21 protein-coding genes are annotated in these 24,416 nt (G+C 61.6%); 9 read left to right on the top strand and 12 right to left on the bottom strand.

What is annotated here, in order from left to right:
- Nucleotides 1-29: 29 nt before the first annotated feature.
- The 5 genes from WCA85_RS05330 to WCA85_RS05310 all read right to left on the bottom strand — a co-directional run bounded on the left by WCA85_RS05330 (nt 30) and on the right by WCA85_RS05310 (nt 6,408).
- Entirely contained in the window at nt 30-2,381 is a 2,352-nt protein-coding gene (locus WCA85_RS05330) for a bifunctional diguanylate cyclase/phosphodiesterase (RefSeq protein WP_424062122.1), read from the bottom strand.
- A 506-nt stretch (nt 2,382-2,887) separates the two neighbouring features.
- The gene (locus tag WCA85_RS05325; protein WP_424062121.1) at nt 2,888-3,772 is read right to left on the bottom strand and encodes a PhzF family phenazine biosynthesis protein; all 885 of its coding nucleotides are present in this window, start codon (nt 3,770-3,772) and stop codon (nt 2,888-2,890) included.
- 137 nt (nt 3,773-3,909) lie between these two features.
- Nucleotides 3,910-4,374 carry a RidA family protein gene (locus WCA85_RS05320; protein ID WP_424062120.1) on the bottom strand — a complete coding sequence of 155 codons (465 nt, stop codon included), beginning with the start codon at nt 4,372-4,374 and terminating at the stop codon, nt 3,910-3,912.
- Between the two features lie 35 nt (nt 4,375-4,409).
- A complete protein-coding gene (locus tag WCA85_RS05315) occupies nt 4,410-5,618 on the bottom strand; it encodes a PLP-dependent aminotransferase family protein (protein ID WP_424062119.1) in 1,209 nt (402 codons plus the stop codon).
- A 94-nt stretch (nt 5,619-5,712) separates the two neighbouring features.
- Entirely contained in the window at nt 5,713-6,408 is a 696-nt protein-coding gene (locus WCA85_RS05310; RefSeq protein WP_424062118.1) for a VOC family protein, read from the bottom strand.
- Nucleotides 6,409-6,721: 313 nt separating this feature from the next.
- Here WCA85_RS05310 and WCA85_RS05305 point away from each other — a divergent pair, with 313 nt between their 5' ends.
- Entirely contained in the window at nt 6,722-8,182 is a 1,461-nt protein-coding gene (locus WCA85_RS05305) for a PLP-dependent aminotransferase family protein (protein WP_424062117.1), read from the top strand.
- 109 nt (nt 8,183-8,291) lie between these two features.
- Nucleotides 8,292-10,190 carry a molecular chaperone HtpG gene (gene htpG / locus WCA85_RS05300; RefSeq protein ID WP_424062116.1) on the top strand — a complete coding sequence of 633 codons (1,899 nt, stop codon included), beginning with the start codon at nt 8,292-8,294 and terminating at the stop codon, nt 10,188-10,190.
- Between the two features lie 198 nt (nt 10,191-10,388).
- Here the strand turns inward: htpG and WCA85_RS05295 are convergent, their stop codons facing one another.
- Nucleotides 10,389-10,655 (bottom strand): hypothetical protein, encoded by a 267-nt coding sequence (locus WCA85_RS05295; protein WP_424062115.1) that lies wholly within the window; start codon nt 10,653-10,655, stop codon nt 10,389-10,391.
- 251 nt (nt 10,656-10,906) lie between these two features.
- Here WCA85_RS05295 and WCA85_RS05290 point away from each other — a divergent pair, with 251 nt between their 5' ends.
- Nucleotides 10,907-12,724, top strand: coding sequence for a hypothetical protein (locus WCA85_RS05290; protein ID WP_424062114.1), 1,818 nt, complete (start codon nt 10,907-10,909; stop codon nt 12,722-12,724).
- Between the two features lie 75 nt (nt 12,725-12,799).
- Here the strand turns inward: WCA85_RS05290 and WCA85_RS05285 are convergent, their stop codons facing one another.
- The gene (locus tag WCA85_RS05285) at nt 12,800-13,303 is read right to left on the bottom strand and encodes an OmpA family protein (protein ID WP_424062113.1); all 504 of its coding nucleotides are present in this window, start codon (nt 13,301-13,303) and stop codon (nt 12,800-12,802) included.
- 237 nt (nt 13,304-13,540) lie between these two features.
- On the opposite strand from WCA85_RS05285, the gene WCA85_RS05280 reads away from it, so the two are divergent.
- The 6 genes from WCA85_RS05280 to WCA85_RS05255 all read left to right on the top strand — a co-directional run bounded on the left by WCA85_RS05280 (nt 13,541) and on the right by WCA85_RS05255 (nt 18,931).
- Complete coding sequence (locus tag WCA85_RS05280) at nt 13,541-14,296, top strand: chorismate--pyruvate lyase family protein (RefSeq protein ID WP_424062112.1); 756 nt, start codon at nt 13,541-13,543, stop codon at nt 14,294-14,296.
- Nucleotides 14,296-14,769: a DNA-deoxyinosine glycosylase gene (locus WCA85_RS05275; protein WP_424062111.1), complete on the top strand. Its 474-nt coding sequence runs from the start codon at nt 14,296-14,298 to the stop codon at nt 14,767-14,769. The genes WCA85_RS05280 and WCA85_RS05275 overlap by 1 nt, the downstream gene beginning before the upstream one ends.
- Nucleotides 14,766-15,680 (top strand): spermidine synthase, encoded by a 915-nt coding sequence (locus WCA85_RS05270; protein WP_424062110.1) that lies wholly within the window; start codon nt 14,766-14,768, stop codon nt 15,678-15,680. Before WCA85_RS05275 ends, WCA85_RS05270 begins: the two co-directional genes overlap by 4 nt.
- Nucleotides 15,681-15,883: 203 nt before the next feature.
- Nucleotides 15,884-16,123, top strand: a complete 240-nt coding sequence (locus tag WCA85_RS05265; protein ID WP_424062109.1) for a DUF3311 domain-containing protein — start codon at nt 15,884-15,886, stop codon at nt 16,121-16,123.
- Nucleotides 16,120-17,670, top strand: a complete 1,551-nt coding sequence (gene mctP / locus WCA85_RS05260) for a monocarboxylate uptake permease MctP (protein ID WP_424062108.1) — start codon at nt 16,120-16,122, stop codon at nt 17,668-17,670. The genes WCA85_RS05265 and mctP overlap by 4 nt, the downstream gene beginning before the upstream one ends.
- 124 nt (nt 17,671-17,794) lie before the next feature.
- The gene (locus WCA85_RS05255; RefSeq protein WP_424062107.1) at nt 17,795-18,931 is read left to right on the top strand and encodes an FUSC family protein; all 1,137 of its coding nucleotides are present in this window, start codon (nt 17,795-17,797) and stop codon (nt 18,929-18,931) included.
- Between the two features lie 71 nt (nt 18,932-19,002).
- Here the strand turns inward: WCA85_RS05255 and yjdN are convergent, their stop codons facing one another.
- From yjdN to WCA85_RS05230, 5 genes are all read right to left on the bottom strand, one after another.
- Nucleotides 19,003-19,419 carry a VOC family metalloprotein YjdN gene (gene yjdN / locus WCA85_RS05250; RefSeq protein ID WP_424062106.1) on the bottom strand — a complete coding sequence of 139 codons (417 nt, stop codon included), beginning with the start codon at nt 19,417-19,419 and terminating at the stop codon, nt 19,003-19,005.
- Nucleotides 19,420-19,642: 223 nt separating this feature from the next.
- A complete protein-coding gene (tal, locus tag WCA85_RS05245) occupies nt 19,643-20,596 on the bottom strand; it encodes a transaldolase (protein WP_424062105.1) in 954 nt (317 codons plus the stop codon).
- 226 nt (nt 20,597-20,822) lie between these two features.
- On the bottom strand, nt 20,823-22,043 hold the full coding sequence (locus tag WCA85_RS05240) for a benzoate/H(+) symporter BenE family transporter (RefSeq protein WP_424062104.1): 1,221 nt from the start codon (nt 22,041-22,043) through the stop codon (nt 20,823-20,825).
- Nucleotides 22,044-22,112: 69 nt separating this feature from the next.
- Nucleotides 22,113-23,288 (bottom strand): vWA domain-containing protein, encoded by a 1,176-nt coding sequence (locus tag WCA85_RS05235; protein WP_424062103.1) that lies wholly within the window; start codon nt 23,286-23,288, stop codon nt 22,113-22,115.
- A 114-nt stretch (nt 23,289-23,402) separates the two neighbouring features.
- The gene (locus WCA85_RS05230) at nt 23,403-24,245 is read right to left on the bottom strand and encodes an AAA family ATPase (protein WP_424062154.1); all 843 of its coding nucleotides are present in this window, start codon (nt 24,243-24,245) and stop codon (nt 23,403-23,405) included.
- Between the last annotated feature and the right edge of the window lie 171 nt (nt 24,246-24,416).

The raw sequence follows: 24,416 nt of genomic DNA, 5'->3' as shown, positions 1-24,416 counted from the left end.
CAATGCACCTGACTCGGAAGCGACGAAGACTAACCTCGGGTGCTCGACGTGGCGCTGTCGGCGGCGGCTTCGCGTGCACTGCGTCGCTCCGGCATGCCGCACACGCCGAAGCGTTCGAGCAGTGCCGGAATAGCGTCGACAGGCACCGGGCGCGAGAACAGAAAGCCTTGCGCTTCGATATGGCCAAGCGCTGCCAACCACGCAATCTGTTCTTCCGTCTCGGTGCCTTCGACCACTACGGTGAGCCCGAGCGAGCGCGCGAGATTGACGATCGCGGTCACCATCACGCACACGCTGCGGTCGCCAGGAATAGCCTGCACGAACGAGCGGTCCACCTTCAGCGTATCGACAGAGAAGCGGTTCAGATAGGAGAGCGACGAATAGCCCGTGCCGAAGTCGTCGAGCGCAATGCGCACGCCGAGTCGCTTGAGCGCGAAAATTTTCTCCGAGACGAGTTCCGGGTATTCCATCATCGCCGTCTCGGTGATCTCCAGTTCGAGGCGGCGCGCCGAGATGCCGGTTTCCTCGATTGCGTGCGAAATGGTCTCGTAGAGATCGCCGCGCCAGAATTGCACGGCAGAAATGTTCACCGCAAGCGACATGGAGTCGTAGCCTTGCTGCTGCCACTGAGCGAGTTGTCGGCAGGCCGTCTCGATCACGAAGTCGCCGATCGGCACAATCAGCCCGGTTGATTCGGCGACCGGGATGAATTCATTGGCCGGGATCAGGCCGTGCTGCGGATGGTTCCAGCGCACCAGTGCTTCGAAGCCGGTGATGCAACGGAGCGTCAGATCGATCTTCGGCTGGTAAGCCAGAAACAGTTGACCCTCGGAGAGCGCCACGCGCAGTTGCTGCTCCCACTTCATCAGATGGTCCGCGCGATGCGAGAGCTGCGGCGAGTAGAACTGATAGCAGTTCTTGCCCGCGTCCTTGGCGCTGTACATCGCGAGATCGGCTTTCTTGAGCAGGTCGATTTCGCTCTCGTTCGGCACCGAATACAGCGCGATACCGATACTCGCATGCAGCACGAATGCGCTGCCGCGTACCTCAAACGGCTTGGCAAAGACCTCGGCAGCGGCTTCGGCAAGATCGACGGCACGCTTCTCGACTTCATCGCCCTTGATCACCACGACAAACTCGTCGCCGCCAATGCGGCTTAGCGCGCCGCCGTCGTCCACGGCATCCGCGAGACGCGCGGCGGTCATCTGCAACACGATATCGCCGGCGTTGTGACCGAGGGTGTCGTTGACGGTCTTGAAGTTGTCCAGATCGATAAAGAGAATGGCGAGCCGGCTCAGGTTCGACGGATTCGCCACGTCGTGGCGCAAGCTCTGCAATGTCGAGTAGCGGTTGCGCAGGCCGGTCAGCAGGTCAAACTCAACCAGATGCGTCATCTCGCGCTCGCGTCCCAGCAGTTTGCCGATCAGGCCGGTGGCCACAGCAAAGAAGCTCAGCATGGCGAGCGAAATGAAACCGGCCATCAACAGGTAGACGTTGCGTGTGTGATTGTAGTCAGCGAATTCTTCAGCTTGCGATAGACCGACTAGCACACCGAGCGGATAACCGTCGATATGCCGGTACGAGAAGATACGCGTGACGTTGTCGATCGAATCGACGTACGTGCCCGAGACATGTTCCGAGGTGGGATAGGAACCGGTGGCCGAGAACTTGCCGTTGTTGGAGTCTGCGTTGCCGGTGCGGCGCGCGAGCACAGCGCCGTTGTCCGAGATGACCGCGATCACGCCGTCGCGGCCAATCGCGGCGTTGTTATAAAAGTCGCTGGTGAAATAGCTCGGGTCTTCTGAGACCACCACCACGCCGGCAAACGACCCGTCCGGATGATTCAGTCGGCGCGTCATCTGCAACGTCCATTGTCCGGATACGCGGCCGAGCACCGGCTTGCTGATGTAGAGGCTGTCGTCGTTCTCGTGCTCGTGAACCTTGAAGTGATCACGGTCAGACAAGTCGATGCGTTTCGGATTCTGTTCCGCTGTGTTGGAGACCAGCGTGCCATGCTCGTCGATGATGGACACCTGTACCAGCGTGTCGCTCTGTACCACGCCTTTCTCGACCGTGCTGGCGAGATCGAAGTGGTCAGGCGTTTTCTCGAACTCGTATTTGACAAAGCGGGTGATCTGATCGACCTGATGGATCGCCTTGACCGTGTGCTGTTCGAGCGCGGCTGAGAGTATCGCGGCGGATGCCATAGCTTCGCGCGAGGTGGCGTCTTTCTCGACCGACAGGCGCGCGAAGATCACCGCCCATAACAGGATCAACACTAGCACGCCGAGTGCGGGAATCGCGAGCAGGGTGCGGCGACGCGGCACCACCGTATCGTGGCGGTGCCGGCCATCGCGTGCGAAGAAGCGGGATTGGGTCATCAGATGGACCGCGCCCGTCTGCCGTCTGGCAGCGGCCTGATGTAAAGCGACTGCGCGTAGTTCGAGTTTGGCTGCATGGTGAGCGAGGTGCCGGGACTGCTGCGCAGGAGTGCGGTCGTGACGTTGCGCCGGCCCGTCGTTGGGTCGGCAAGGACTCTTTGATATTACTGAATGGCGTTGGATTAAGGAAGGGCCGGCGCTGCGGGTATACGCTCGCCTCGCCGGGCGCGCGGGCGGCGGCGATGCGGACCAGGAAGGGGCTGTGGCGAACTGTACGCTGCGCCGATATTTTTGAAGATTTCATCGAAGCAAGCTGCATCTTTATGCGGCTTGCGTGCCACGCTTAGATCCCAACAACGTCGAGTTGTCCTGATGAGGCGTTTTGTGTACAAGCTTGGCTGAATCAGGCGAAACCAGCGCGTGGTTTATTGTGGTCCGCGGTGGACTTGCCTTGGTCTGATTGCATGCAATCAGACCAAGGCGCGCCGCATATAGTCAGGCTTTGCTCATGGCAGCCTGAAGGTGCCGTCGACGATCGTGACCGTCGAGCCGCCGACCCACGTCTTGTTCGCCGCGTCGTCATAGCGCACCGACACCTGGCCCGCGCGCCCAAGCACGGTGCCTTGGCGAGCTGTGTAGGCGAGGCCTGGCCGGCGTTGTTGTGCACTCAATAGTCCGGCTATTGCCGCATTTGCGCTGCCAGTGACCGGGTCTTCGCCGGCGCCAAGATTGCCCCCCACCATCAGGCAACGGACCTCGAAGGTGGCCGGGCCGTTTGCGTCGTGCGGGCCGTAGACGGCGACGCCGTGCGTGTGTACGGCTGCGACGACGCGGGCGAGCGCGGCAGCATCCGGCTCAATCGCGAGGCAGGCTGCGGCTGAGTTCACGCGCACGACGAGCCACGGCGCGCCGTTGTCCATGCCGCAGGGCTGCGCGCTGAAATCAATCGCATCGGTGCGCAATGCGTCGCTCAGCGCGCCGTACAAGTCGGCGGGCAGTGGCGTGACACGAGCAGGCGGTGCTGCGAAGGCCCATGCACCACCATCGAGCGCGTTCAGTTCCACGAGACCTGCGCCGCATTGCTGAACCAGCGTGCCAGGCGTCTTAGGTTGATAGCCGCTTTCGAGCAATGCGTGCGCCGTGCCCAGCGTGGGGTGGCCCGCAAACGGCAATTCACCACCCATCGTGAAAATGCGCACGTGATAGTCGGCCGCGGGCTCGGTTGGCTTCACGAGAAAGGTGGTCTCGGACAGATTGGTCCAGCGGGCGATGGCCTGCATCTGGGCATCGTCGAGATCGTCTGCGTCGAATATCACGGCGAGCGGGTTGCCTTTGAACGGAACCGCGGTGAACACATCGACCTGTTTGAAACGGACAGTGCGAGCAGTCATAGCAGCGATATATCCTTTGAGTGGCGAGACGCAAAAAACAAAACGCGCCGTGAATGGCAAGCCACCTCACGACGCGCAACGGGTGTCAGACTCAGTAAGGGTACCTATGCAAAAGGCCGCCCCTACGCTTGTGAGCCTTATTCGACTTCCGCAATCATTTCGATTTCGACGCAGGCGCCAAGCGGAATTTGCGCCACGCCGAAGGCCGAACGTGCGTGCTTGCCGCGTTCGCCGAATATATCGGCGACCAACTCGGACGCGCCATTCGTGACGAGGTGCTGTTCGGTGAAATCGGGCGTCGAATTCACGAGGCTCATCAGCTTGACGATGCGCTTGACGCGGTTCAGGTCGCCCACGTGAGCGTGCAGCGTGGCGAGCAGGTCAATCGCGATCGAGCGCGCTGCCACCTTGCCTTCTTCGGTGCTGAGGTTGTCGCCAAGCTTGCCGGCCCATACCTTGCCGTCCTTCTTGGCGATATGGCCCGACAGATACACGGTGTTGCCGCTTTGGGCGCTCATCACATAAGCCGCTGCGGGCGCGCCTGCGGTGGGCAGTTCGATGCCGAGTTCCTTCAACTTGTCGTACACGTTTGCTTGAGTCATGACATGTCCTGGTCAATGAGAAAGAGGGCGCGCTCTTAAACGCGAGCGCGAATCAGGGCCGCGAGGCGTGCCACGCCTTCGTCGATCTTGGCCGGCGGCACGGTGACGAACGACAGGCGCAACGTGTTGTGCTGTGGCTCGTTTGCATAGAACGGGCCACCCGGCACGAAGGCCACATTCTGGGCGACCGACTCCTCGAGCAGCTTCATGCTGTCGATATGCGCCGGCAACGTCACCCACACGAACATACCGCCTTCCGGCCGGTTCCAGCTTACGCCTTGCGGCATGAAGCGTTCGAGCGCCGACAACATGGCGGCGCACTGGTCGCGATACAGCGCGCGAATGGTCGGGATGTGCGTGTCGAGGAAGCCGTCCTTGATCACCTCATGGACAATGCGCTGCGTGAAGCTCGGCGTGTGCAGGTCGGTGGCCTGCTTGGCCTGGACCAGTTTGAAGTGTAATTCCTCAGGCGCAATGATGTAGCCGATACGCAGGCCCGGCGCGAGCACCTTCGAGAACGAGCCCAGGTGCACGATATGGTTGGGCGCCATCGAGAGCATGGTGGGCAGCGGTTCGCCCGCATAGTCGAGCGCGCCGTATGGGTCGTCTTCGATAATCGGGAACGGGGCTGTCTGCGCCATGGCGGCCAGCGCGCGGCGGCGCTCCAGCGGCAGACGGCGGCCAGTCGGGTTCTGGAAATTCGGTTGCGCGTACAGCAGACGGGCGCCGGCGGTCAGCTCAGGGGTGAGCGCCTCGGGGATCAGGCCGTTGTCGTCGGTGGCCACCTGAACGTAGCGCGGCTCGTACATGGAGAACGACTGGAGCGCACCCAGATAGGTCGGCGTTTCAACCAGCACGGGGCTGTCCGGGCAGACCAGCACCTTGCCGAGCAGATCGAGCGCCTGCTGCGAGCCGGTCGTGATCAGCACCTGCGACGGGCGGATTTGCACGCCGTTCACCGCACTGTTGTTCGAGTACCGCGCGGCAATCCATTCGCGCAGCGGCATATAGCCCTCGGTGGCACTGTACTGAAGTGCCGCGGCGGGCGAATCGCGCAGGATCCGATCAGATGCTTCGCGCATTTCCTCGGCGGGGAAGGTGGCCGGCGACGGCAGGCCGCCTGCAAACGAAATGACCTCCGGCCGTTCAGTGACCTTCAGAATTTCCCGGATCGCCGAGCTGGTCAGCTTGCGTGCGCGTTCGGACAGTTGCCACGTGGGGGCTTGAAGGTCGCTTTGATCCATGGTTTCCTCAACAGGTGTTGCTTGGGCGAAATCGTCAAAACTTCAATTATCGCGCGAGTTGCTGTTGCGCGAGTGGCTTGGGACCGTCGCGCCTTTATTTGAGCGTGCGTGGGCCGTCGGGTGTATCGAATTCAGCCACCAGTGCCGGGGCATCTACGCCGTCCTGCGTGACGAGCTGGATCAGATGACCAGCGCCGAGCCAGTCCAGTTGCGCCTTGATCGTCTCGGCTTGCGGGTGGAAACCCTTAAGCGACGTCAGCGCCAGTTCCGTTTCCGGGAGCACCTGCGACGGGTGTTGCGGCGTGTCCCACTGGATCAGCGTGGGCAGAAGGCCGTCGCCTGTGCCTTCCCAACTCGGGAACGCGCCGTCGTCCGGCACCGCCAGGCCCCAGGTGAAAGCGCCGCGCGTCATGGGTACGACGGGCGGGATGCGCTGCGGATACTGCGCCTGCCAGCGCCGCAAATTTTTCGGCCGCTCTACCCGCACCACCCAATGCGACAGATACGGGCCGTCCGCGAGTCTCGTCTGCGTTTGCGGCGCGTCGAGTGCGAATAGACGCGCTCGCGGCGCGGCGCCGCTGGCGGATTCCTCGGCCTCCGGGTCGATCGCGATAACCTCGAGATACACGCCACCCCACAGGTTCAGGAGCCGGTTGTGCGTACGCATCAACGGATGCGCGCCGCCGCCGGACGGCGCCACGCCAAGCGTGTCGGCGACGTATTGAGTCCCCTCGTCGAGGGTTCGGGCGGAGATCACGAGATGATCGAGACGGAGCGGATTGACGGTCATGTTGGCTAAAAGACGGTTTCTGCGGTGCGCCTGCGGTTTTGCGGACTCGTGCCGGCTTGGTGCGGACGGAGTACCGCTTTGCATGGCGGTCTAGTGCGGGCCACCGGCGCGCATTGCGAGGCCGGGCCGTTAGCATAACCGCTCGGCGCGCTGCCGGGGCACGATTTCCGTACGCCGTGTGAGCCGGACACCAGCCTCAGCACGCCGCGTGCGTGTTGCGTTCCGACTACCGGTTCAAACTCACTGTAACGCCCGTCACCTGCACAGTAACGGTACAATCGACCCGATAGTTTTCAATACAGTCGGAGCCATCATGTCCGTGCCGCTCGACCAGATTCCCGCTCCACACGATGCGTCATCGCTGACGCTCGTCGATCAGCTCGTGCAGTGGGCGCGCCGCCGCATCGAGGAGCGGGTGTTTCGCTCCGGCATGCGCATGCCGTCCATCCGCAAGCTGGCGCTCGACAAAGGCGTGTCGCGCTTCACGGTGGTCGAGGCGTACGAGCGTCTGGTGGCACAGGGTTATCTGGATTCGCGGCGCGGTTCCGGCTTTTATGTGCGCGAGCGGCTCGCCACGCCAATGCCCGGCGAGCGCCGCCAGGGCGCCGAGGCTGCGCCTGCGGCCGCGTCAAATACCATTGACGTGGTCTGGCTGCTGCGCAATATGCTGCAGACATCGGCACGGCCGGAACGGGGGCCGGGTCTTGGCTATCTGCCAAGCCGCTGGCTCGACGGCGAACTGATCACCGGGGCGTTGCGTACATTGGGGCGGCAGACTGGCGCGCAGATGCTCGGTTTCGGCACGGCTCAGGGCTTCCTGCCGCTGCGTCAGCAGTTGCAGACGCGCCTGGAAGAGCTTGAGATCGGTGCCTCCCCTGAGCAGATCGTGATGGCCTCCGGGATCACCCAGGCAATCGATCTGATCGCGCGTATTTTTGTACAACCGGGCGACGCGGTGATCGTCGGCGATCCGGCGTGGTTCCAGATGTTCGGGCGGTTTGCCTCGCAGGGGGCGCGCCTCGTCGGCATGCCGTACACCCCGGAAGGGCCGGATCTGGATGCGCTGGAAACACTGGTGCAGACGTGGCACCCGAAAATGCTGGTGATCAACTCGGTGTTGCAGAACCCGACTGGCACATCGCTCACCGCCGCGCAGGCGTTTCGTATCCTGCGCCTCGCCGAGGAATACGATTTCATCGTGGTGGAAGACGACATTTACGGCGACCTGTGCCCGCCGGGGTATCCGGCCACACGCCTCGCAAGCCTCGACCAGCTCAAGCGCGTGATCTATCTGGGGAGCTTTTCGAAGACCTTGGCGCCCAACCTGCGGGTCGGCTTTATCGCCTGCGCGCCGGAAGTGGCCAACGCGGTCACGGACCAGAAGATGCTGGTGGGCATGACGAGCCCGGAACTCAACGAGCGCGTGCTGTACAAAATACTCACGGAAGGACACTACCGGCGTCACGTGGAGCGATTGCGCGGGCGTCTCGACGGAGTGCGCGACAAAGCCGCGCGGATGCTGGAGAAAACCGGCCTGAAGCTGTTCCAGGCGCCTGGCGCCGGTATGTTCCTGTGGGCCGACACGGGCGTCGACTCGGACGTACTTGCTGCTGCCGCGCATGAGTCAGGCTTTTTGCTGACGCCGGGGAGTCTTTTTTCGCCGCAGCAGTCGCCGTCCAGTTGGACCCGTTTTAATGTTGCCAATTGCGGCGATCCCGAGCTGCCGGCATTCCTGTGCCGGTATCTGGACGGTGTCGCGCGGCGCGCCTCTTGAAATCGCGCCGATAGTACCCAATTTAGCCCCGATCCGCGCTGTGGCCGGCGCTCGCGCCCGGCCAAGCCCGACTTGAATCAATCGCTACAAACAGAGAGGAAATCTGACCATGGCACAAGAAACCATGAGCTTTCAGGCAGAAGTGAAGCAGCTTCTGCAACTGATGATCCATTCGCTGTACAGCAACAAGGAAATTTTCCTGCGTGAGCTGATCTCGAACGCCTCGGACGCCGCCGACAAGCTGCGCTTCGAAGCGATCGAAAATAACGCGCTGTACGAGTCCGATCCCAATCTGCGGATTCGCATCTCGTATGACAAGACCGCACGCACCATCACGATCGACGACAACGGCATCGGTATGAGCCGCGACGAGGCGATTTCGCACCTCGGCACGATCGCCCGTTCGGGCACCAAGGAATTCTTCGGCAGACTGTCCGGCGACCAGCAGAAGGATGCGGCGTTGATCGGCCAGTTCGGCGTGGGTTTCTATTCGGGCTTTATCGTCGCGGACAAGATCACCGTCGAATCGCGTCGCGCCGGTCTGCCGGCCGCTGAAGGCGTGCGCTGGGAAAGCGCGGGCGAGGGCGATTTCGCGGTGGAGACGATCGAACGCGCCCAGCGCGGCACGACCATCACCCTGCATCTGCGCGCCGAAGAAGACGAACTGCTGTCGTCGCACCGTCTGAAGTCGATCATCCAGAAGTACTCGGACCACGTCGCTTTGCCCATCCTCATGAAGAAAGAGGAATGGGACGCGGAAAAAAGCGAAATGGTCACGAAGGACGAGGACGAGACCGTCAATCAGGCCAGCGCGTTGTGGACGCGTTCGAAGAACGACATCACGGATGAGCAGTACAAGCAGTTCTATCAGCACCTCTCGCACGATCATCAGGATCCGCTTACGTGGACGCATAACCGCGTCGAAGGCCGTAGCGAGTACACGCAGCTGCTATACGTGCCGGGCGCCGCGCCGTTCGACATGTGGAATCGCGAACATCGCGGCGGCCTGAAGCTGTACGTGAAGCGCGTGTTCATCATGGACGATGCTGAGCAACTGCTGCCCACGTATCTGCGCTTTGTGAAGGGTGTGGTGGATTCGAGCGATCTGCCGCTGAACGTTTCGCGCGAAATCCTGCAGGAAAGCCGTGATGTGAAGGCGATCCGCGAGGGCGTGACCAAACGCTCGCTGTCGATGCTCGAAGACCTGGCCAATGCCGATAACGACGCTGACAAGGAAAAGTACGCCACGTTCTGGAAGGAATTTGGCCAGGCACTGAAGGAAGGGGTCGGCGAGGACTTCGCGAACAAGGAGCGTATTGCAAAGCTGCTGCGCTTTGCCTCGACGCATACAGATTCGCCGGAACAGACCGTTGCGCTGGCGGACTATGTCGCTCGCATGAAGCCCGAGCAGACCAAGATCTACTACGTGACTGCCGACACGTTCCAGGCCGCCACCCATAGCCCGCACCTCGAAGTGTTCCGCAAGAAGGGCGTCGAAGTGTTGCTGCTGACCGATCGCGTCGATGAATGGATGCTGTCGTTCCTGAACGAGTTCGACGGCAAGCCGCTGCAAAGCGTGGCGCGCGGCGATCTCGATCTGGGCGCGTTGAACGATGAGGAAAAGCAGGCACAAGAAAAGGTCAGCGAAGAGCTGAAGCCGCTCGTCGAGAAGATGAAGGAAGCGCTCAAGGACAAGGCCAAGGAGGTACGTCTGACGTTCCGCCTGACCGATTCGCCTTCATGCCTCGTGGCTGACGATGGCGAAATGAGCGGTTACCTGCAACGTATGCTGAAGGCCGCGGGTCAGCAGGCGCCGTCATTCCATCCGATTCTGGAAGTGAATCCGGAGCACGCGCTGGTGAAGAGCTTGCATACGGACAGCGCTAACTTTGATGACTGGTGCCATCTGCTGTTTGATCAGGCGCTGCTCGCCGAAGGCGGCGCGCTGGAAGATCCGGCGAGCTTCGTCAAGCGGACCAACGCATTGCTGTTGGCCCGTGCGAGCTGAGCTCAACACGCAGGCCGTAATGGCGTGAAGTGAGGTTGACTGATGGAAAAATGCGCTGCTTTGGCAGCGCATTTTTTTGCCTGTCGATTTTGCTTATCGTGCCTGGAGAGTTGCCCGATGAGTTAACCGATTCGACGCAGCGGATTCAACGCTGATTCAACCGGACTTAAAGGGACTCAACCACCATAAACTCACGGCTTACGCACCGTGAGCGATTTGATGCAAATGACGGACCTGCGAGAGTACGGACCCCGCAAGTTCCTTGGCTTCGACACACGCGTTGTGATCGGCCAGCACTTTCGCCGCGAGGCTGCCAATGGCGGTGCTGGTCTGCTTCGACGTGTGATGTTGCGCCAGCGCGGAGCCCGCCAGTTCCTTTTCCAGGTGGAACGCACTGTGTCTTGCCAGTACGACAGCGGCGAGATGCGCAATGCGATCAGACGTTTCTTTTCCGTTTTTGTTCAAGCCGTACTCCTTGGTTATTTTCCTGTATGACTTTGAGATAAGAGGTGTCGTTTGGCCAAACGAAAATCAGTATGGTTTACTAACTAACGTTTAGCAACCACGATATATTGAGATTTGAATATGAGATGCGCTAACGCAAAGCAGGCCTAATCTGTGATGTTCCAGTTTCGCTTGTCCGGGTGATTGTCAGGCACGACACGTTGCCTTGGACGTTGGAACGCTCGCCACCTCGCCACTGCGTGATCTCTCTCATGTCCAATCCCACTTCAGCCATCTCAACCGATCCTGTCTATCTCGTCTGGGCGACGCTGCGCGAGCAAGGCTTCGACGCGGCTCAGCAATGTGCGATTTCGCTGACGCAGGACGGTGTGACGTCGCAGGTGCACGCCGATCTTTGCGCAAGCGCGGGATATGTCGAGCAGGCTTATCACAGTGCATCCTTGGCGCAAAGGGAAGGGAACAGCGGCGTGCGCCATGCACGACTGGCGTTGTTTACAGACGCACTCGGCAAGCATGACATCGCGAGGCACTACAGCGAGCTGGCAGTCAGTGCGCAACCCGAAGCGCAGACAGTTGAGTGGATTGTCTGGTTGATCGACCACTGCAGCGCATGGTCGGCGGCGGCGCATCTGTTGCGTGCCTATGAACACCGCGTGCCGGACGCCGCCCGTGCGCCCTGGTGGCTGGCGGTCTGCATCGCCCAATTGCCTGGGACAGCGGCCAAGGTCGAGCGGCGTGAAGCGCTGGCGCGGGCCTATGGGCTCAATCCGGAAATTCATTCGGCATTGCCGCTGCATCTCGCGTTAGCCTATCGGGAGATCCAGGATTGGGACGGCGTCGAACGGGTTTGCCGCGAAGTTCTGGCAAAGCGTCCTGCGGATAGCGAAATCGCTTGGCAGTTAAGTCATGCGCAATGGCAACGCAATGACGCGGCAGCCGCCGAAGCGACGATGCGCGCCGTTGATGCCGCCGCGCCTGGCAATGCGGCAGTCCTCACTGCGATTGGTCAATATCTTGTCGAACAGGCCCGCTACCGCGAAAGCGAGACCGCGCTGCACGCTGCGCTCGACGTGGATCCCGCTGACGCAACGGCGGCAGTCGATCTGGCGGAGCTTGAATTGCGGCGAGACGACTGGTCAACAGCATGGCCTCGTTATGAAGGAAGACTGGCGCGAGACGACCGCACGGCTAACAACATTGTGATGGTCATGGCCCGTCTCGCACCACGCTGGGTCGGTCAGTCGCTCGCTGGCAAGACACTGATGGTGCACAGTGAGCAGGGCAACGGCGACGATATCCAGATGGTGCGGTTTCTGCCCGAGTTGGCGGCTCGCGTGCACGATGAAGGCGGGCGACTGGTGCTGGTGGTGCGCCGCGCGCTACAGCCGCTGTTCGCGCGGCACTATGTGGACTGCGTGTCCATCGAGGATGGACCGCTCGGCCAACCGGATTACTGCCTGCCCATGATGAGCGTGCCGTACATGCTCGGCTTGCAGCCTGAAGCTGTCGGCGCCGCCGCTTATCTGCAAGCTGATGACGAACGCGTGGCGCATTGGCGCGAGCGGGTGAAGCCAGTCAGCGCGGATGCCGCCGCGTTGCAGATCGGGCTGGTGTGGTCCGGCAGTCCTACGCATCGACGCGATACGAAGCGCTCGATTCCGCTTGCCGAACTGGCGCCGGTCCTCACGCTACCCAATGTCGTGTTTCACCCGCTCACGCCGGGTCTTACCGAGGATGTCGCGGCAATGACGGCGCAAGGTTATCGCGTACGCGATCTGACCGGGCACTACGCAGCGGGCTTCGACGATGTGGCAGCGCATGTGACTGCACTCGATGCGTTGTTGACCATCGACAGCGCGCCGTTGCATCTGGGCGGTGCGCTCGGACTGCCCGTGCTAGCCATGCTCGATCACGTGTCGCACTGGTGTTGGGGCGTGGCAGAGACTCAGCGCTGGTACCATTCCGTGGTGCTTTACCGGCAACCGCAGCCTGGTGCGTGGGCGCCGGTGGTCGAGCGCGTCGCCGCACGCTTGCGGGCGCTAAGGGTCGCGGATCACGCACGGGTGTGAAGCGATAACCTGCAAAAGCTCAGCGTCAGACAGATATCATCGGCCGCAGCGCAAATCGCGCCGCGGCCGATTTTTTTAGCGACCCATTAGCGTGTCCATGGTCTCGCCGCGCACGAGAATCTCGGTGCGCCGGTTCAACGCCCGTCCTTCAGGGGTATCGTTACCGGCCACGGGCTTGTTATAAGCATCGCCCTTCGTCCGGATACGCGCGATGGCCACGCCACGAGCTACTAGTGAATATCCTACTGCCTGGGCACGGGCTTCCGAGAGTTGCTGGTTGTATTCGAGCGTGCCGACATTGTCGGTGTGACCTTCGACCAGAACTGGTTTCTTGCTGCGATTGAGCAGGACCGCGGAACGGTTGATGACCTTGACCGCATCCGGACGCAGGTCGGATTTGTCGAAGTCGAATAGTGCGGCTTCGGGGAGCTTCACCGACACGCCGTCGGCGACCTGCTTTACCTCGATGCCCGCGGCCTGGTTCAGCGAGGTCTCCTTGGAGAGGTTCAGCGGTGAAGCGCAACCCGCCATCATCAGAACTGTCATCGCGCACGCGCTGGCGCCCAGTAGATTTCTCATTTTCGTTGTTCCCCTTCGATTTTTGGATACATGGCGTGTCCGCCGCTATTGGCGGCCTGAACCGCCGGCTCGTTACATGCCGCATTGTTTTATCGCGAGCGGCTAGCCACCGAGAATCGGAACGCTCCGAAAACGGTGCATCGGTTGATGCGGCTCAGTGTTCGAGCGGCAGCCAAGGGAACTTTCTAGAGTGTTTGCGAGGTGAATCCCTACGCGTGGCCGCTATAATCCGACTCCATGTCTATCCGTTTCGATGCTGCCGACACCCATTGGCGTGTCGCGCCTTTAGCCGGTTTCACCCGCGACCAGAAAGACTGGCTCACGCGCGGTGGCTCGCTGACCGCCCACTTGCGTACGCTCGGCGCGGTTGCTGTGCGTGTCACCCGTGAAGCCGTGGCAATGCCCTGGGCGGATGAGCACCTAGCGCTCGACGTTGCACGGCGTGCGCCTGTGTGGGTGCGTGAAGTGGTTTTGTCGGTTGACGGCATACCGTTTGTTGCGGCTCATAGCATTGCGCCGCTGGCGGCAAGCGTGGGTGTGTGGCAGGCGATGCGACGCTTGCGCACGCGCCCGCTCGCCGAGTTGCTGTACAGCGACAGCAGCGTGGCGCGCTCGTCGCTGGTGAGCCGCCGGCTCACGGCACGCCATCCACTGTACCGATTGGCTGCATGTGAACTCGACGGAGCGCCTCCACAGGCGCTCGTCGCACGCCGCTCGGTGTTTGAGCGTCACAGTGCACCGCTGATGGTTACGGAATGCATGTTGCCTGCATTGTGGGCGCATCTCGCATGTGCTTCGCCCGGTTCGTCCGGGCAGGCGTTGCAGGGTGCGCCGCGCGGGCATGTACGCGAACACGGGCGAGCGCTGGAGCATACCGCGTCGCGGGCGCATCCTGTGGTGAGAGCGGGGCTTGTGAATGGGCCGCCAGGCGGACATACAAACGAGCCTGGCATTGACCCGCCTCGTGAACACGAGCCCAAGGTGACGCGCTAATGCTGCGCGGCTTCCCGCCAGTCGTCGGCAACGACACCCATACCTTGATTCTTGGCAGCTTTCCAGGCGAGGCGTCACTGGCGGCGACCCAGTACTACGCTCACCCGCGCAACCAGTTCTGGAAACTGCTTGGCGCCGTGCTCGACGAACCGCTCGTCGAACTGCCTTATGAAGAGCGTCTGTTGCGTCTGCTGCATCATCAAATCGGCGTGTGGGACGTACTCGCCGCGTGCGAACGTGAGGGCAGCCTCGATGTGGCGATCCGCAACGCCACCCCCAACGATTTCGCCGCGCTGCGCGCCCACGCGCCGCTGCTGGCCAAAGTCTGCTTCAACGGCAAGACGGCGGGCCGCTTCGCGCCGGTGATCGGCGCGGCGGGCTACACCACCCTGGTATTGCCTTCGTCGAGTCCGGCGAATGCTATGCTCTCGTTCGACCAAAAATTGCGTCTCTGGCGCGACATCCTCACATGACGAAACTCATCAAGCGCGCTTCCGCCGAGGCGCGCGCCTTCCGCAACAAAGAGGCCCAACCCGCCGGCGCGAAACAGAAAATGACGCGCACGAGCCAGCGCGCTGAACGCGACGAGGATCTCGACGACGCGCCGCAAATCGAAGCGCCGCGCAAGCGTCGCTTCGCGCCGGTGACGTTCTCGGAAGAGGGCGGCGTGCGCTATCTGCATTTCGGTACGGAATGGGTGCAGGGTGCGATGCGCCTGCGCAAGCCCGATCACATCGAGCTTGAATACGCGCAGCAGATGATGGCCTGGCTGCTGTTCCTCGAAACCCCGAAGCGGATCGTGCAACTCGGCCTGGGCGCTGCGGCGCTGACCAAGTTTGCCTATCGTTTCCTCAAGCAGGCGAAGGTCGAAGCGGTTGAACTGAATCCGGCCGTTGTCGTGGCAGCGCGCACGATGTTCGAACTGCCGCATGACGATGCACGTCTCACGGTGCATGAAACCGACGCATGGGACTTCGTCAACGATCGCGCCAATCACGGCACCATCGGCACCTTGCAAATTGATGTCTATGACGCCACGGCACGCGGTCCGGTGCTCGATAGCGTCGCGTTTTATCGCGCCGTGCGTGCCTGCCTGACAGAAGCCGGTGTGGTGACAGTGAACCTGTTCGGCGACCATCCGAGCTTCGTGCGTAACATGAAGCGTCTGAACGAAGCGTTCGACGGCCGCGTGGTCGCGTTGCCCGAAGTGCACGACGGTAACCGCGTGGCCATCGCGTTCTCGGGGCCGGCCCTCGAGGTGCCGTTTGCCACGCTGCAGGCGCGCGCCAAAGTCATCGAAACGACGCTCGGGTTGCCTGCACGCAAATGGATCAAGGGTCTGCAGGAGTCGACGGGACAGACTGCCGGTTCGTTCACCATCTAAGCAGACCGAAGCGGACTCCCGCTTCAGCTCAACGCAGGGTGGCCATGTCATCCACCACGCGCCTCGGGTCCGCCCTGCTTGACCGTACCTTCGCGGCTCCTATACTCTTTCAATGCTTTCGGGGTACCCGTGGCGCGTCCGCTGTCGGGCTTAGCACCCGCCGACCACGGGACACAATTCAATAAAAGGACATAGGAGACGTGATGGCTCAAGACGCCGGCGCGAACAAGGCCAGCAAGCGCTGGCTCTGGTTGCTGTTGCTTCCCTGGATCGCAATGATCTGGGTGCCTTCGTACAACAAGGTCGAACCCCAACTGTTCGATTTCCCATTCTTCTACTGGTATCAGCTGCTGTGGGTGCTGATCAGTGCCGTCATCACTGCGCTCGTCTACTTCAAGACCAAGAAGCGTTCAGCTGATCGCTCGCAAGGGGGCGTGCAATGAATCAGATCGCCACCTTCGTATTCGTTCTGTTCTTTATTGGCGTCACCATTCTCGGCTTCATTGCGGCTCACTGGCGGCGCGGCGATCTCGCGCATCTGGAAGAGTGGGGTCTCGGTGGGCGGCGCTTCGGTACGATCGTCACGTGGTTCCTGCTTGGCGGCGACCTTTATACCGCTTACACCTTCGTCGCTGTTCCGGCGCTCGTTTTCGGTGCAGGCGCAACGGGTTTCTTCGCGTTGCCTTACACGATCCTGATTTATCCTTTCGCCTTCGTCGTGTTCCCCAAACTATGGAGCATTGCGAAACGTCAGGGCTTCGTCACCTCGGCTGACTTCGTCAACGCCCGCTACGGCAGTCGCATGCTCGCGCTGGCTATCGCCTTGACCGGCATCATTGCGACCATGCCGTACATCGCGCTGCAACTGGTCGGTATTGAAGTGGTGATCGGCGCACTCGGTTTCGACACGACCGGGTTCGTTGGCGACTTGCCGCTAATCATTGCATTCGCGATTCTCGCGGCCTACACCTACACGTCCGGCCTGCGCGCGCCGGCCATGATCGCGGTGGTCAAGGATCTGCTGATCTACGTGACGATCATAGCCGCCGTCATCGTGATTCCGCCGCAACTGGGTGGTTTTGGCCATATCTTCGCCGCGGTGCCACCGGCCAAGCTGCTGTTGAAAGCCCCCGACGTGTCAAGCCTGAACGGCTATAGCGCCTATGCGACATTGGCGGTCGGCTCCGCGCTGGCGCTGTTCCTCTACCCGCATTCGATTACCGCCGTACTGTCGTCGAAGTCGGGCAACACGATCCGCCGCAATATGGCCATGCTGCCCGCGTACTCATTGGTACTCGGTCTGCTCGCGCTGCTTGGCTTCATGGCATTGGCAGCGGGCGTGAAGGACATGCCGGAATTCGTGCCGTACTTCAAGGCATTCGGCCCGAACTTCGCGGTGCCGGCGCTGTTTCTGCACTTCTTCCCGTCGTGGTTCGTCGGCGTGGCGTTTGCGGCCATTGGTATCGGCGCGCTGGTGCCGGCGGCTATCATGTCGATCGCCGCGGCCAACCTGTACACGCGCAATATCCACAAGGAGTTTATCAACCGCCACATGACCAACGAGCAGGAGACCAACATCGCGAAGCTGGTCTCGTTGATCGTCAAGGTTGGCGCCGTGGCGTTTATTCTTGGGCTGCCGCTGACGTATGCGATCCAGTTGCAGTTGCTCGGCGGCATCTGGATCATCCAGACGTTGCCGGCGATTGTGCTCGGCCTCTACACGCGCATGCTCGATTACCGGGGCCTCTTGATCGGCTGGGCAGTCGGCATTGCAACGGGGACGTGGATGGCCATTTCGTTGAAGCTCGCCAGTTCGATCTTCACGATCCACCTGTTTGGCATCGCGATTCCCGGCTACGCCGCGGTGTGGTCGCTGATCGTCAACCTGGTGGTGTCGGTCGTAGTAAGCCTGCTGGTGCGCGCAGCGGGTATGAAGCACTCGGAAGATCGGACCCGTCCTGAAGATTATCTGGACGTCGTCGAGAGTTAAGCCTCGGTCGTGCCACCAGAACCCGACCGCCTCCTATGGATCACGCCCGCAGACGAAAATTTGCGGGCGTTTTTGCTTTTCTGGTGCACGATATCCCCATTGCGTCTCTAGCTTCCGGGCGACCATGGCCTCTGCTGACTCCGACCCCCTGATTCCCCGCCGCTCCGGCTTCAGCCGCATGGTGCGGGTGATTGCGTCGCCGTATTACCGCTACCGCCACGCGAGGTTGCTGCATAGCGTGCGCGTCGGCCTCGCGATGATGGTCTCGATCATCGCCACGACCGGCATTGATATTCCACACGGCATATGGTCGTCGGTGACGGTGCTGGTGGTGATCGGCGGCTTGCAGCACCACGGTAACATTCGCAAGAAAGCCGCTGAGCGCGCCGCCGGAACCTTGCTCGGCGCGTCGATCGGGCTGGTGCTGATCCTGCAGCAAAACCTGTTCGGCTCGCTGTGGCTCACGTATGTGCTCATGTCGTTAGGGGCGGCCATCTGTGCCTGGTACGCCATTGGCAAGGGGGGCTACATCGGCTTGCTGACGGCGATCACCATGTGCATCGTCGCGGGCCACGGCGACAATCTGATCGGCACGGGCTTGTGGCGCACATTGAATGTACTGATCGGCATTGTGATCGCGCTGGCGTTTTCCTTTGCCTTGCCGCTACATGCGACGTACTCGTGGCGTTACCTGCTCGCAGACAATCTGCGCAGCAGCGGGCGGATCTACTCGCGGATCGTGGGTGGTTCGTTATTCGACCAGGATGAGCAGGTCAAGGTATTCCTCGAACTCAACAAACGGCTCATACAGTTGCGCACGCTGATGCCCTCGGTGGCGAAGGAAATCGAGTTGCCATCGGGAAAGCTGGAGACCATTCAGCGAGTCCACCGTTCGATGCTGAGCGCGCTGGAAATCATGGCGACCGGCACCCTCGTGCATGCCGATGCGGCAGCGCGCGCGGCCTTCGCGCAACAATGCGGAGTAGAGGCGCATGCGGTGCGCGCCATGCTGCTTATGATGGCGCGCGGCCTGCGCTTCGGCGGCGCGAAGCGCTTTCTCAATCCGCAGCCGGTGCCGGTCTGTGCGCCGCCTGGTGCGCTAGCGCCGCACCTCGCCCCGGAGCTTCAGGGGCCGTACTGGCTCGGTGAGCGCTTCATCGAACAGGTCGACCGGCTACGTACGCTGCTGCTTGAAACCGAGCCCAACTGGAACATCGAACGTCACGGCACGCGTGTCGAAGCGACGCCAGAGCCGCAATGACACGCGTCCTAAGGCTGTGGCGACGCGCATCCCGAGCCGTGGCTCAGTGAATGCGCATTCGCGCAGCCGCTTCAGGCGCCGTCAGGGATCGTCACCATCCAGTGAACGCCGAACTGGTCGGTCAGCATGCCGAAACCCTTGGACCAGAACGTCGCCTGCCATGGCATGTTGACTTTGCCACCTTCCGCGAGCGCGTTGAAAAGCTTCTCACCTTCGGCCAGCGAGTCAGCAGTGACCGACAGGCTGAAACCGCTGTGTATCACCTGCGGGCTCATGCAGTCGTCGGACATCATCACGATCGACTCACCTATCCGCACTGAGGCGTGCATTACCTTGTCGTCCGATTTCGGATCGGCGGGGCGGTTGGTTTCCGGCGGGGCGTCCTTGTATTGCATCTTGAACAGCACTTCGGCGCCAAGTGTGTCGGCATAGAAGCGCAGCGCGTCCTCGCAGCGGCCGTCGAAAAATACATAAGGCTGGATTTGCATCGTCGTCTCCCGTGAATCGTCAAATGAACTCGGCGCACGCTACCGTCATGCGCAGCCGTGGCAGACAGCACAACGCCACAGCGAACGATTGTAGTCGTCCGCTGTGGCGTCGATTGTGAAATTCGGTGAAAGCCGCCAAAACCTGACGAAGCTCAGCGAGCGCTCAGCGATGCCGCAACGCGCGAGACCCGGGCGGCCCGACGCGTTGCGTGTAACGGCGCGATTAACGCAGTTCTTCGATCAGCTTTTCCAGCTTGACGGCGTCCGCGGCAAAAGCGCGAATGCCTTCGGCGAGCTTCTCGGTGGCCATGGCTTCGTCGTTGACGAGGAAGCGGAACGACGATTCGTCGACCGGCACCCGTTCGATATTGCCGCTATCGCCCATTTCCGGCGACAGCTTGCGCTCCACCTTGTCCGTGCTGTCCTGCAGCTTTTGCAGCAGGTCGGGGCTGATGGTCAGCAGGTCGCAGCCCGCCAGTTCCAGAACCTGGCCCGGCGTGCGGAAGCTCGCGCCCATCACCTCGGTCTTGTAGCCGAACTTCTTGTAGTACGCATAGATGCGGCGCACCGAGTGCACGCCCGGATCGTTGGCGCCGCCGTCCTTCGCCTCATCCCAGGCGCTGCCGGCGTTCTTCTTGTACCAGTCGTAGATGCGGCCAACGAAAGGCGAGATCAGCTGTGCGCCCGCTTCGGCGCAGGCAGCGGCCTGGGCGAGCGAGAACAGCAGCGTCATGTTGCAATGGATGCCTTCCTTTTGCAGTTGCTCGGCGGCGCGGATGCCTTCCCACGTGGACGCGAGCTTGATCAGGATGCGTTCACGGCCAATGCCGGCCGCTTCGTACAGCTTGATCAACTCGTGACCCTTGTCGATCGAGCCCTGGACGTTGAACGACAGGCGCGCGTCGACTTCGGTCGAGACGCGGCCCGGAATGATCTTAAGAATTTCGGTGCCGAATGCGATCAGCAGATGATCGATGATGGCGCCGACCGGCTTCGACGCGTGATCGCGCACGGTTTTTTCGAGCAGCGGGCGATAGTCGTCCTTCTGCACAGCCTTCAGGATCAGCGACGGATTGGTCGTCGCATCTCGCGGTTTGTACTGGGCGAGCTGCTGGAAGTCACCGGTATCGGCGACGACGATCGTGAATTGCTTGAGTTGATCGAGTGCGGTAGTCATGTCGAGCCTTTAGGGCGCACAGGCGCAATGGTCCAAGGTGGAGGATTGTCACCGCTGACCAACCGGAGCGGTTGCTTCGGTTGGCGTGGCGGCAGCATTTCACGCTGCGGCATTGCCCATCATCTTGCCGGGAAATGCCGCCCGATACTTCTATTCTATGGCGGATCGGACGATGCGGTTCTTTCACTCGCATCCGCTGCCTCGTTTATCCTGCTGGCAGGCCTTTTCAGGCCCGTCGCGCGTTTAGCACGAGCTGCGTCAGAACGCCCGCCACCAGCCCCCAGAACGCCGAGCCGATCGACAGCAGCGTCAGGCCGGACGCGGTCACCATGAAGGTCACCAGGGCGGCTTCGCGCTGTTTCAGATCCTGCATGGCGTTGGCAAGGCCGCTCATGATCGAGCCGAACAGCGCGAGCGCGGCCACGGAGACCACCAGCGCCTTGGGCAGCGAGGCGAACAGGGCGGCAATGGTCGCGCCGAAAATGCCGGCGATCAGGTAGAACAGGCCGCACCAGAGCGCGGCGGTGTAGCGTTTCTTGTGGTCCTCGTGAGCTTCAGGGCCGGTACAGATGGCGGCAGTAATCGCCGCAAGATTGATGCCGTGTGAGCCGAACGGCGCGAGTACCAGCGACGCGATGCCGGTGGTGGCGATCAGCGGCGCGGATGGGGTCGTATAGCCGTCGGCGCGCAGCACGGCGATGCCTGGCACGTTTTGCGAGGCCATCGCTACGACGAAGAGCGGAATGCCGATGCTGATGATCGCCGCGACCGAGAATACCGGCACGGTCAGGACCGGCTGCGCGAGGGCGACGTGAAAGTGGCTGAAGTCGAGCAGCCCGAGGCCGCCCGCTACTGCCGTGCCGACAATCAGCGTAGTGACGATCGCATAGCGCGGTGCAAGGCGCTTGATGATGAGGTACGTGAAGAACATCGCCAGCACCAGCGCGGTCTGGAATTGCGCGGCGCGGAAAATCTCGATGCCGATCTCGAACAGGATGCCGGCAAGCAGCGCCGAGGCGATCCCGGCCGGAATCTTTTTCATCAGCGTATCGAACCAGCCGGTCAAACCGACCACGGTGAGGAGCAGCGCGCAGACGATGAACGCGCCAATCGCCTCGGGATACGCCACATGCGGCAACGACGACACCAGCAATGCGGCGCCCGGGGTCGACCAGGCGATCACGATCGGCGCGCGAAAGCGCAGCGACAGCCCGATCGTGCACAGCGCCATGCCAATCGACAACGCCCAGATCCACGAGGAAATCTGCGCATCGGAGAGGTGTGCGGCCTGGCCCGCCTGAAACATCAGCACGAGCGAGCTGGTGTAGCCCGTCATCATCGCCACGAAGCCGGCGACCACGGCCGAGACGGAGGTGTCGGCAAATGGTCTCAGGGGCGCGCGTGGCGCCGTGGATGGGGTCAACTCTGGGGACGACGACGGAGGCATGCAGGTTGTCTCGGAGGTTCGGTGGTGAGGTCTTTAGAGGTCTTTAGCGCTTGCACCAGCGGGCAAAACTCATTTGCTTAGCGTGCGCATCGCGGTTTCCAGCCCCGCGAGGGTGAGAGGATACATCCTGTGACCTAGCACCTCACGAATCACCGACACCGATTGCCGGTATTCCCACAGTCCTTCCGGCTCGGGATTCAGCCACGCATGGTGCGGGAAGTGGTCGGCAAGACGCCGCAGCCACACTGCGCCCGCCTCCGGGTTGTTGTATTCCACCGAGCCGCCCGCCTGCAGCACTTCGTACGGGCTCATCGTGGCGTCGCCGACGAAAATCAGCTTGTAGTCGGGCGTGAACTTGTGCAGCACGTCCCACGTGGGCATGCGTTCTGCATGACGGCGGCGGTTGTTCTTCCACAGAAAGTCGTACACGCAGTTGTGGAAGTAGTAGAACTCGAGGTGCTTGAACTCCGCCTTGGCAGCGGAGAACAGTTCTTCCGTGCGCTTGATGTGATCGTCCATCGAGCCGCCTACGTCCAGCAGCATCAGCACTTTCACGTTGTTATGGCGCTCCGGCACCATCTTCAGGTCGAGCCAGCCGGCGTTCGCGGCGGTGCTGCGAATCGTGTCGGGCAGGTCCAGTTCCTCGGCGGCGCCTTCACGCGCGAAACGGCGCAAACGCCGCAGCGCGACCTTGATATTGCGCGTGCCGATCTCGACCTGATCGTCATAGTCGCGGTAGGCACGCGCTTCCCATACCTTCACCGCCGTGCGGTTGCCCGCCGCGTCGCCGCCAATGCGGATGCCTTCCGGGTTATACCCGCCGTGGCCGAACGGCGACGTGCCGCCTGTGCCGATCCACTTGTTGCCGCCTTCGTGGCGTTCTTTTTGCTCGTCGAAAAGCTCTTTCAGACGCTCCATCAACTTGTCGATACCGCCCATCGCCTCGATCTGCGCTTTTTCTTCCGGCGAGAAATCGCGCTCCAGTTTCTTTTTCAGCCAGTCGAGCGGTACGTCGAAAGCCAGTTCCGACTTCAGCGCCACTCCGTTGAAATAGGCGCCGAACGCCTGATCGAACTTGTCGAAATACTGCTCGTCTTTGACCAGCGTGAGGCGCGCGAGGTAGTAGAACTCGTCGAGCGAAGGCGGAATGACGCCGGCCTTGAGCGCTTCGAGCAGCGTCAGATATTCCTTCACGGAAACAGGTAGTTTCGCGGCGCGCAAAGAATAAAAGAAGTCGATCAGCATGCGGGTTCCTCTGTTTCAGCGCGGCGGCGACACGATTGCGCCTGCGCGGCCGGGCCGGTGGTCACACGGTAAGCGGGACGATCGCGCTTGCCGCTACCATGCCACCGCGGGACATCACCGGTTATTGCGGTTCATGAAGATAAGCCGTTCGAACAGGCCGACGTCCTGCTCGTTCTTCAACAGCGCGCCATGCAGCGGCGGAATGATCTGCTTGTGATCCGACGAGCGCAGCGCCTCGGGCGGAATGTCTTCGGCGAGCAAAAGCTTGAGCCAGTCGAGCAATTCCGAGGTGGACGGCTTCTTCTTCAGACCCGACACATTGCGCAGTTCGAAGAAACTGGCCATCGCCGCAGCCAGCAGTTCCTTCTTGATGCCCGGATAGTGGACCTCGACGATCTGCTGCATTGTCACCGGGTCGGGAAACCTGATGTAGTGGAAGAAGCAGCGGCGCAGGAATGCGTCGGGCAATTCCTTCTCGTTGTTCGAGGTGATGATGACCAGCGGACGGTGTTTCGCGCGCACCAGTTCATGCGTCTCGTAGACGTAGAACTCCATGCGGTCGAGCTCGCGCAGCAGATCGTTGGGGAATTCGATGTCGGCCTTGTCGATCTCGTCGATCAGCAGCACGGTTTGCTCGTCTGCTTCGAACGCCTGCCACAGAACACCTTTGACGATGTAATTGCGGATATCTTTGACTCGCTCGTCACCAAGCTGCGAATCGCGCAGGCGCGACACCGCATCGTATTCGTACAGGCCCTGCTGGGCCTTGGTGGTGGACTTGATGTGCCACTGCAACAGCGGCATGCCGAGCGCGGCCGCGACTTCCTCGGCGAGCATCGTCTTGCCGGTGCCGGGCTCGCCCTTGATGAGCAGCGGCCGCTGCAACGTCATCGCGGCGTTGACCGCGAGCTTGAGGTCGTCGGTGGCGACGTACTGCGAGGAGCCTTCGAAACGCATGGCGAGATGCTCGTTCGGGGAAAAATTCCAGTATAAGTCAGAAGGCCTGTTGGCCCGATACACGCTGACGTATGGTGTCAGCCGCACTGGCCGGTGCGCTGCCCGGTGGGCGGGCAGGGCGCAAAGGCTGGCAGCGGCGAGGCTGTGCGGGTTTTCCCGGCGGTCGGGCGC

The sequence above is a fragment of the Paraburkholderia sp. genome (assembly GCF_049581445.1).
Taxonomy (GTDB): Bacteria; Pseudomonadota; Gammaproteobacteria; order Burkholderiales; family Burkholderiaceae; genus Paraburkholderia.
Note: the sequence above shows the minus strand (reverse complement) of the source record. Positions and strands in the feature narration are given on the sequence as shown.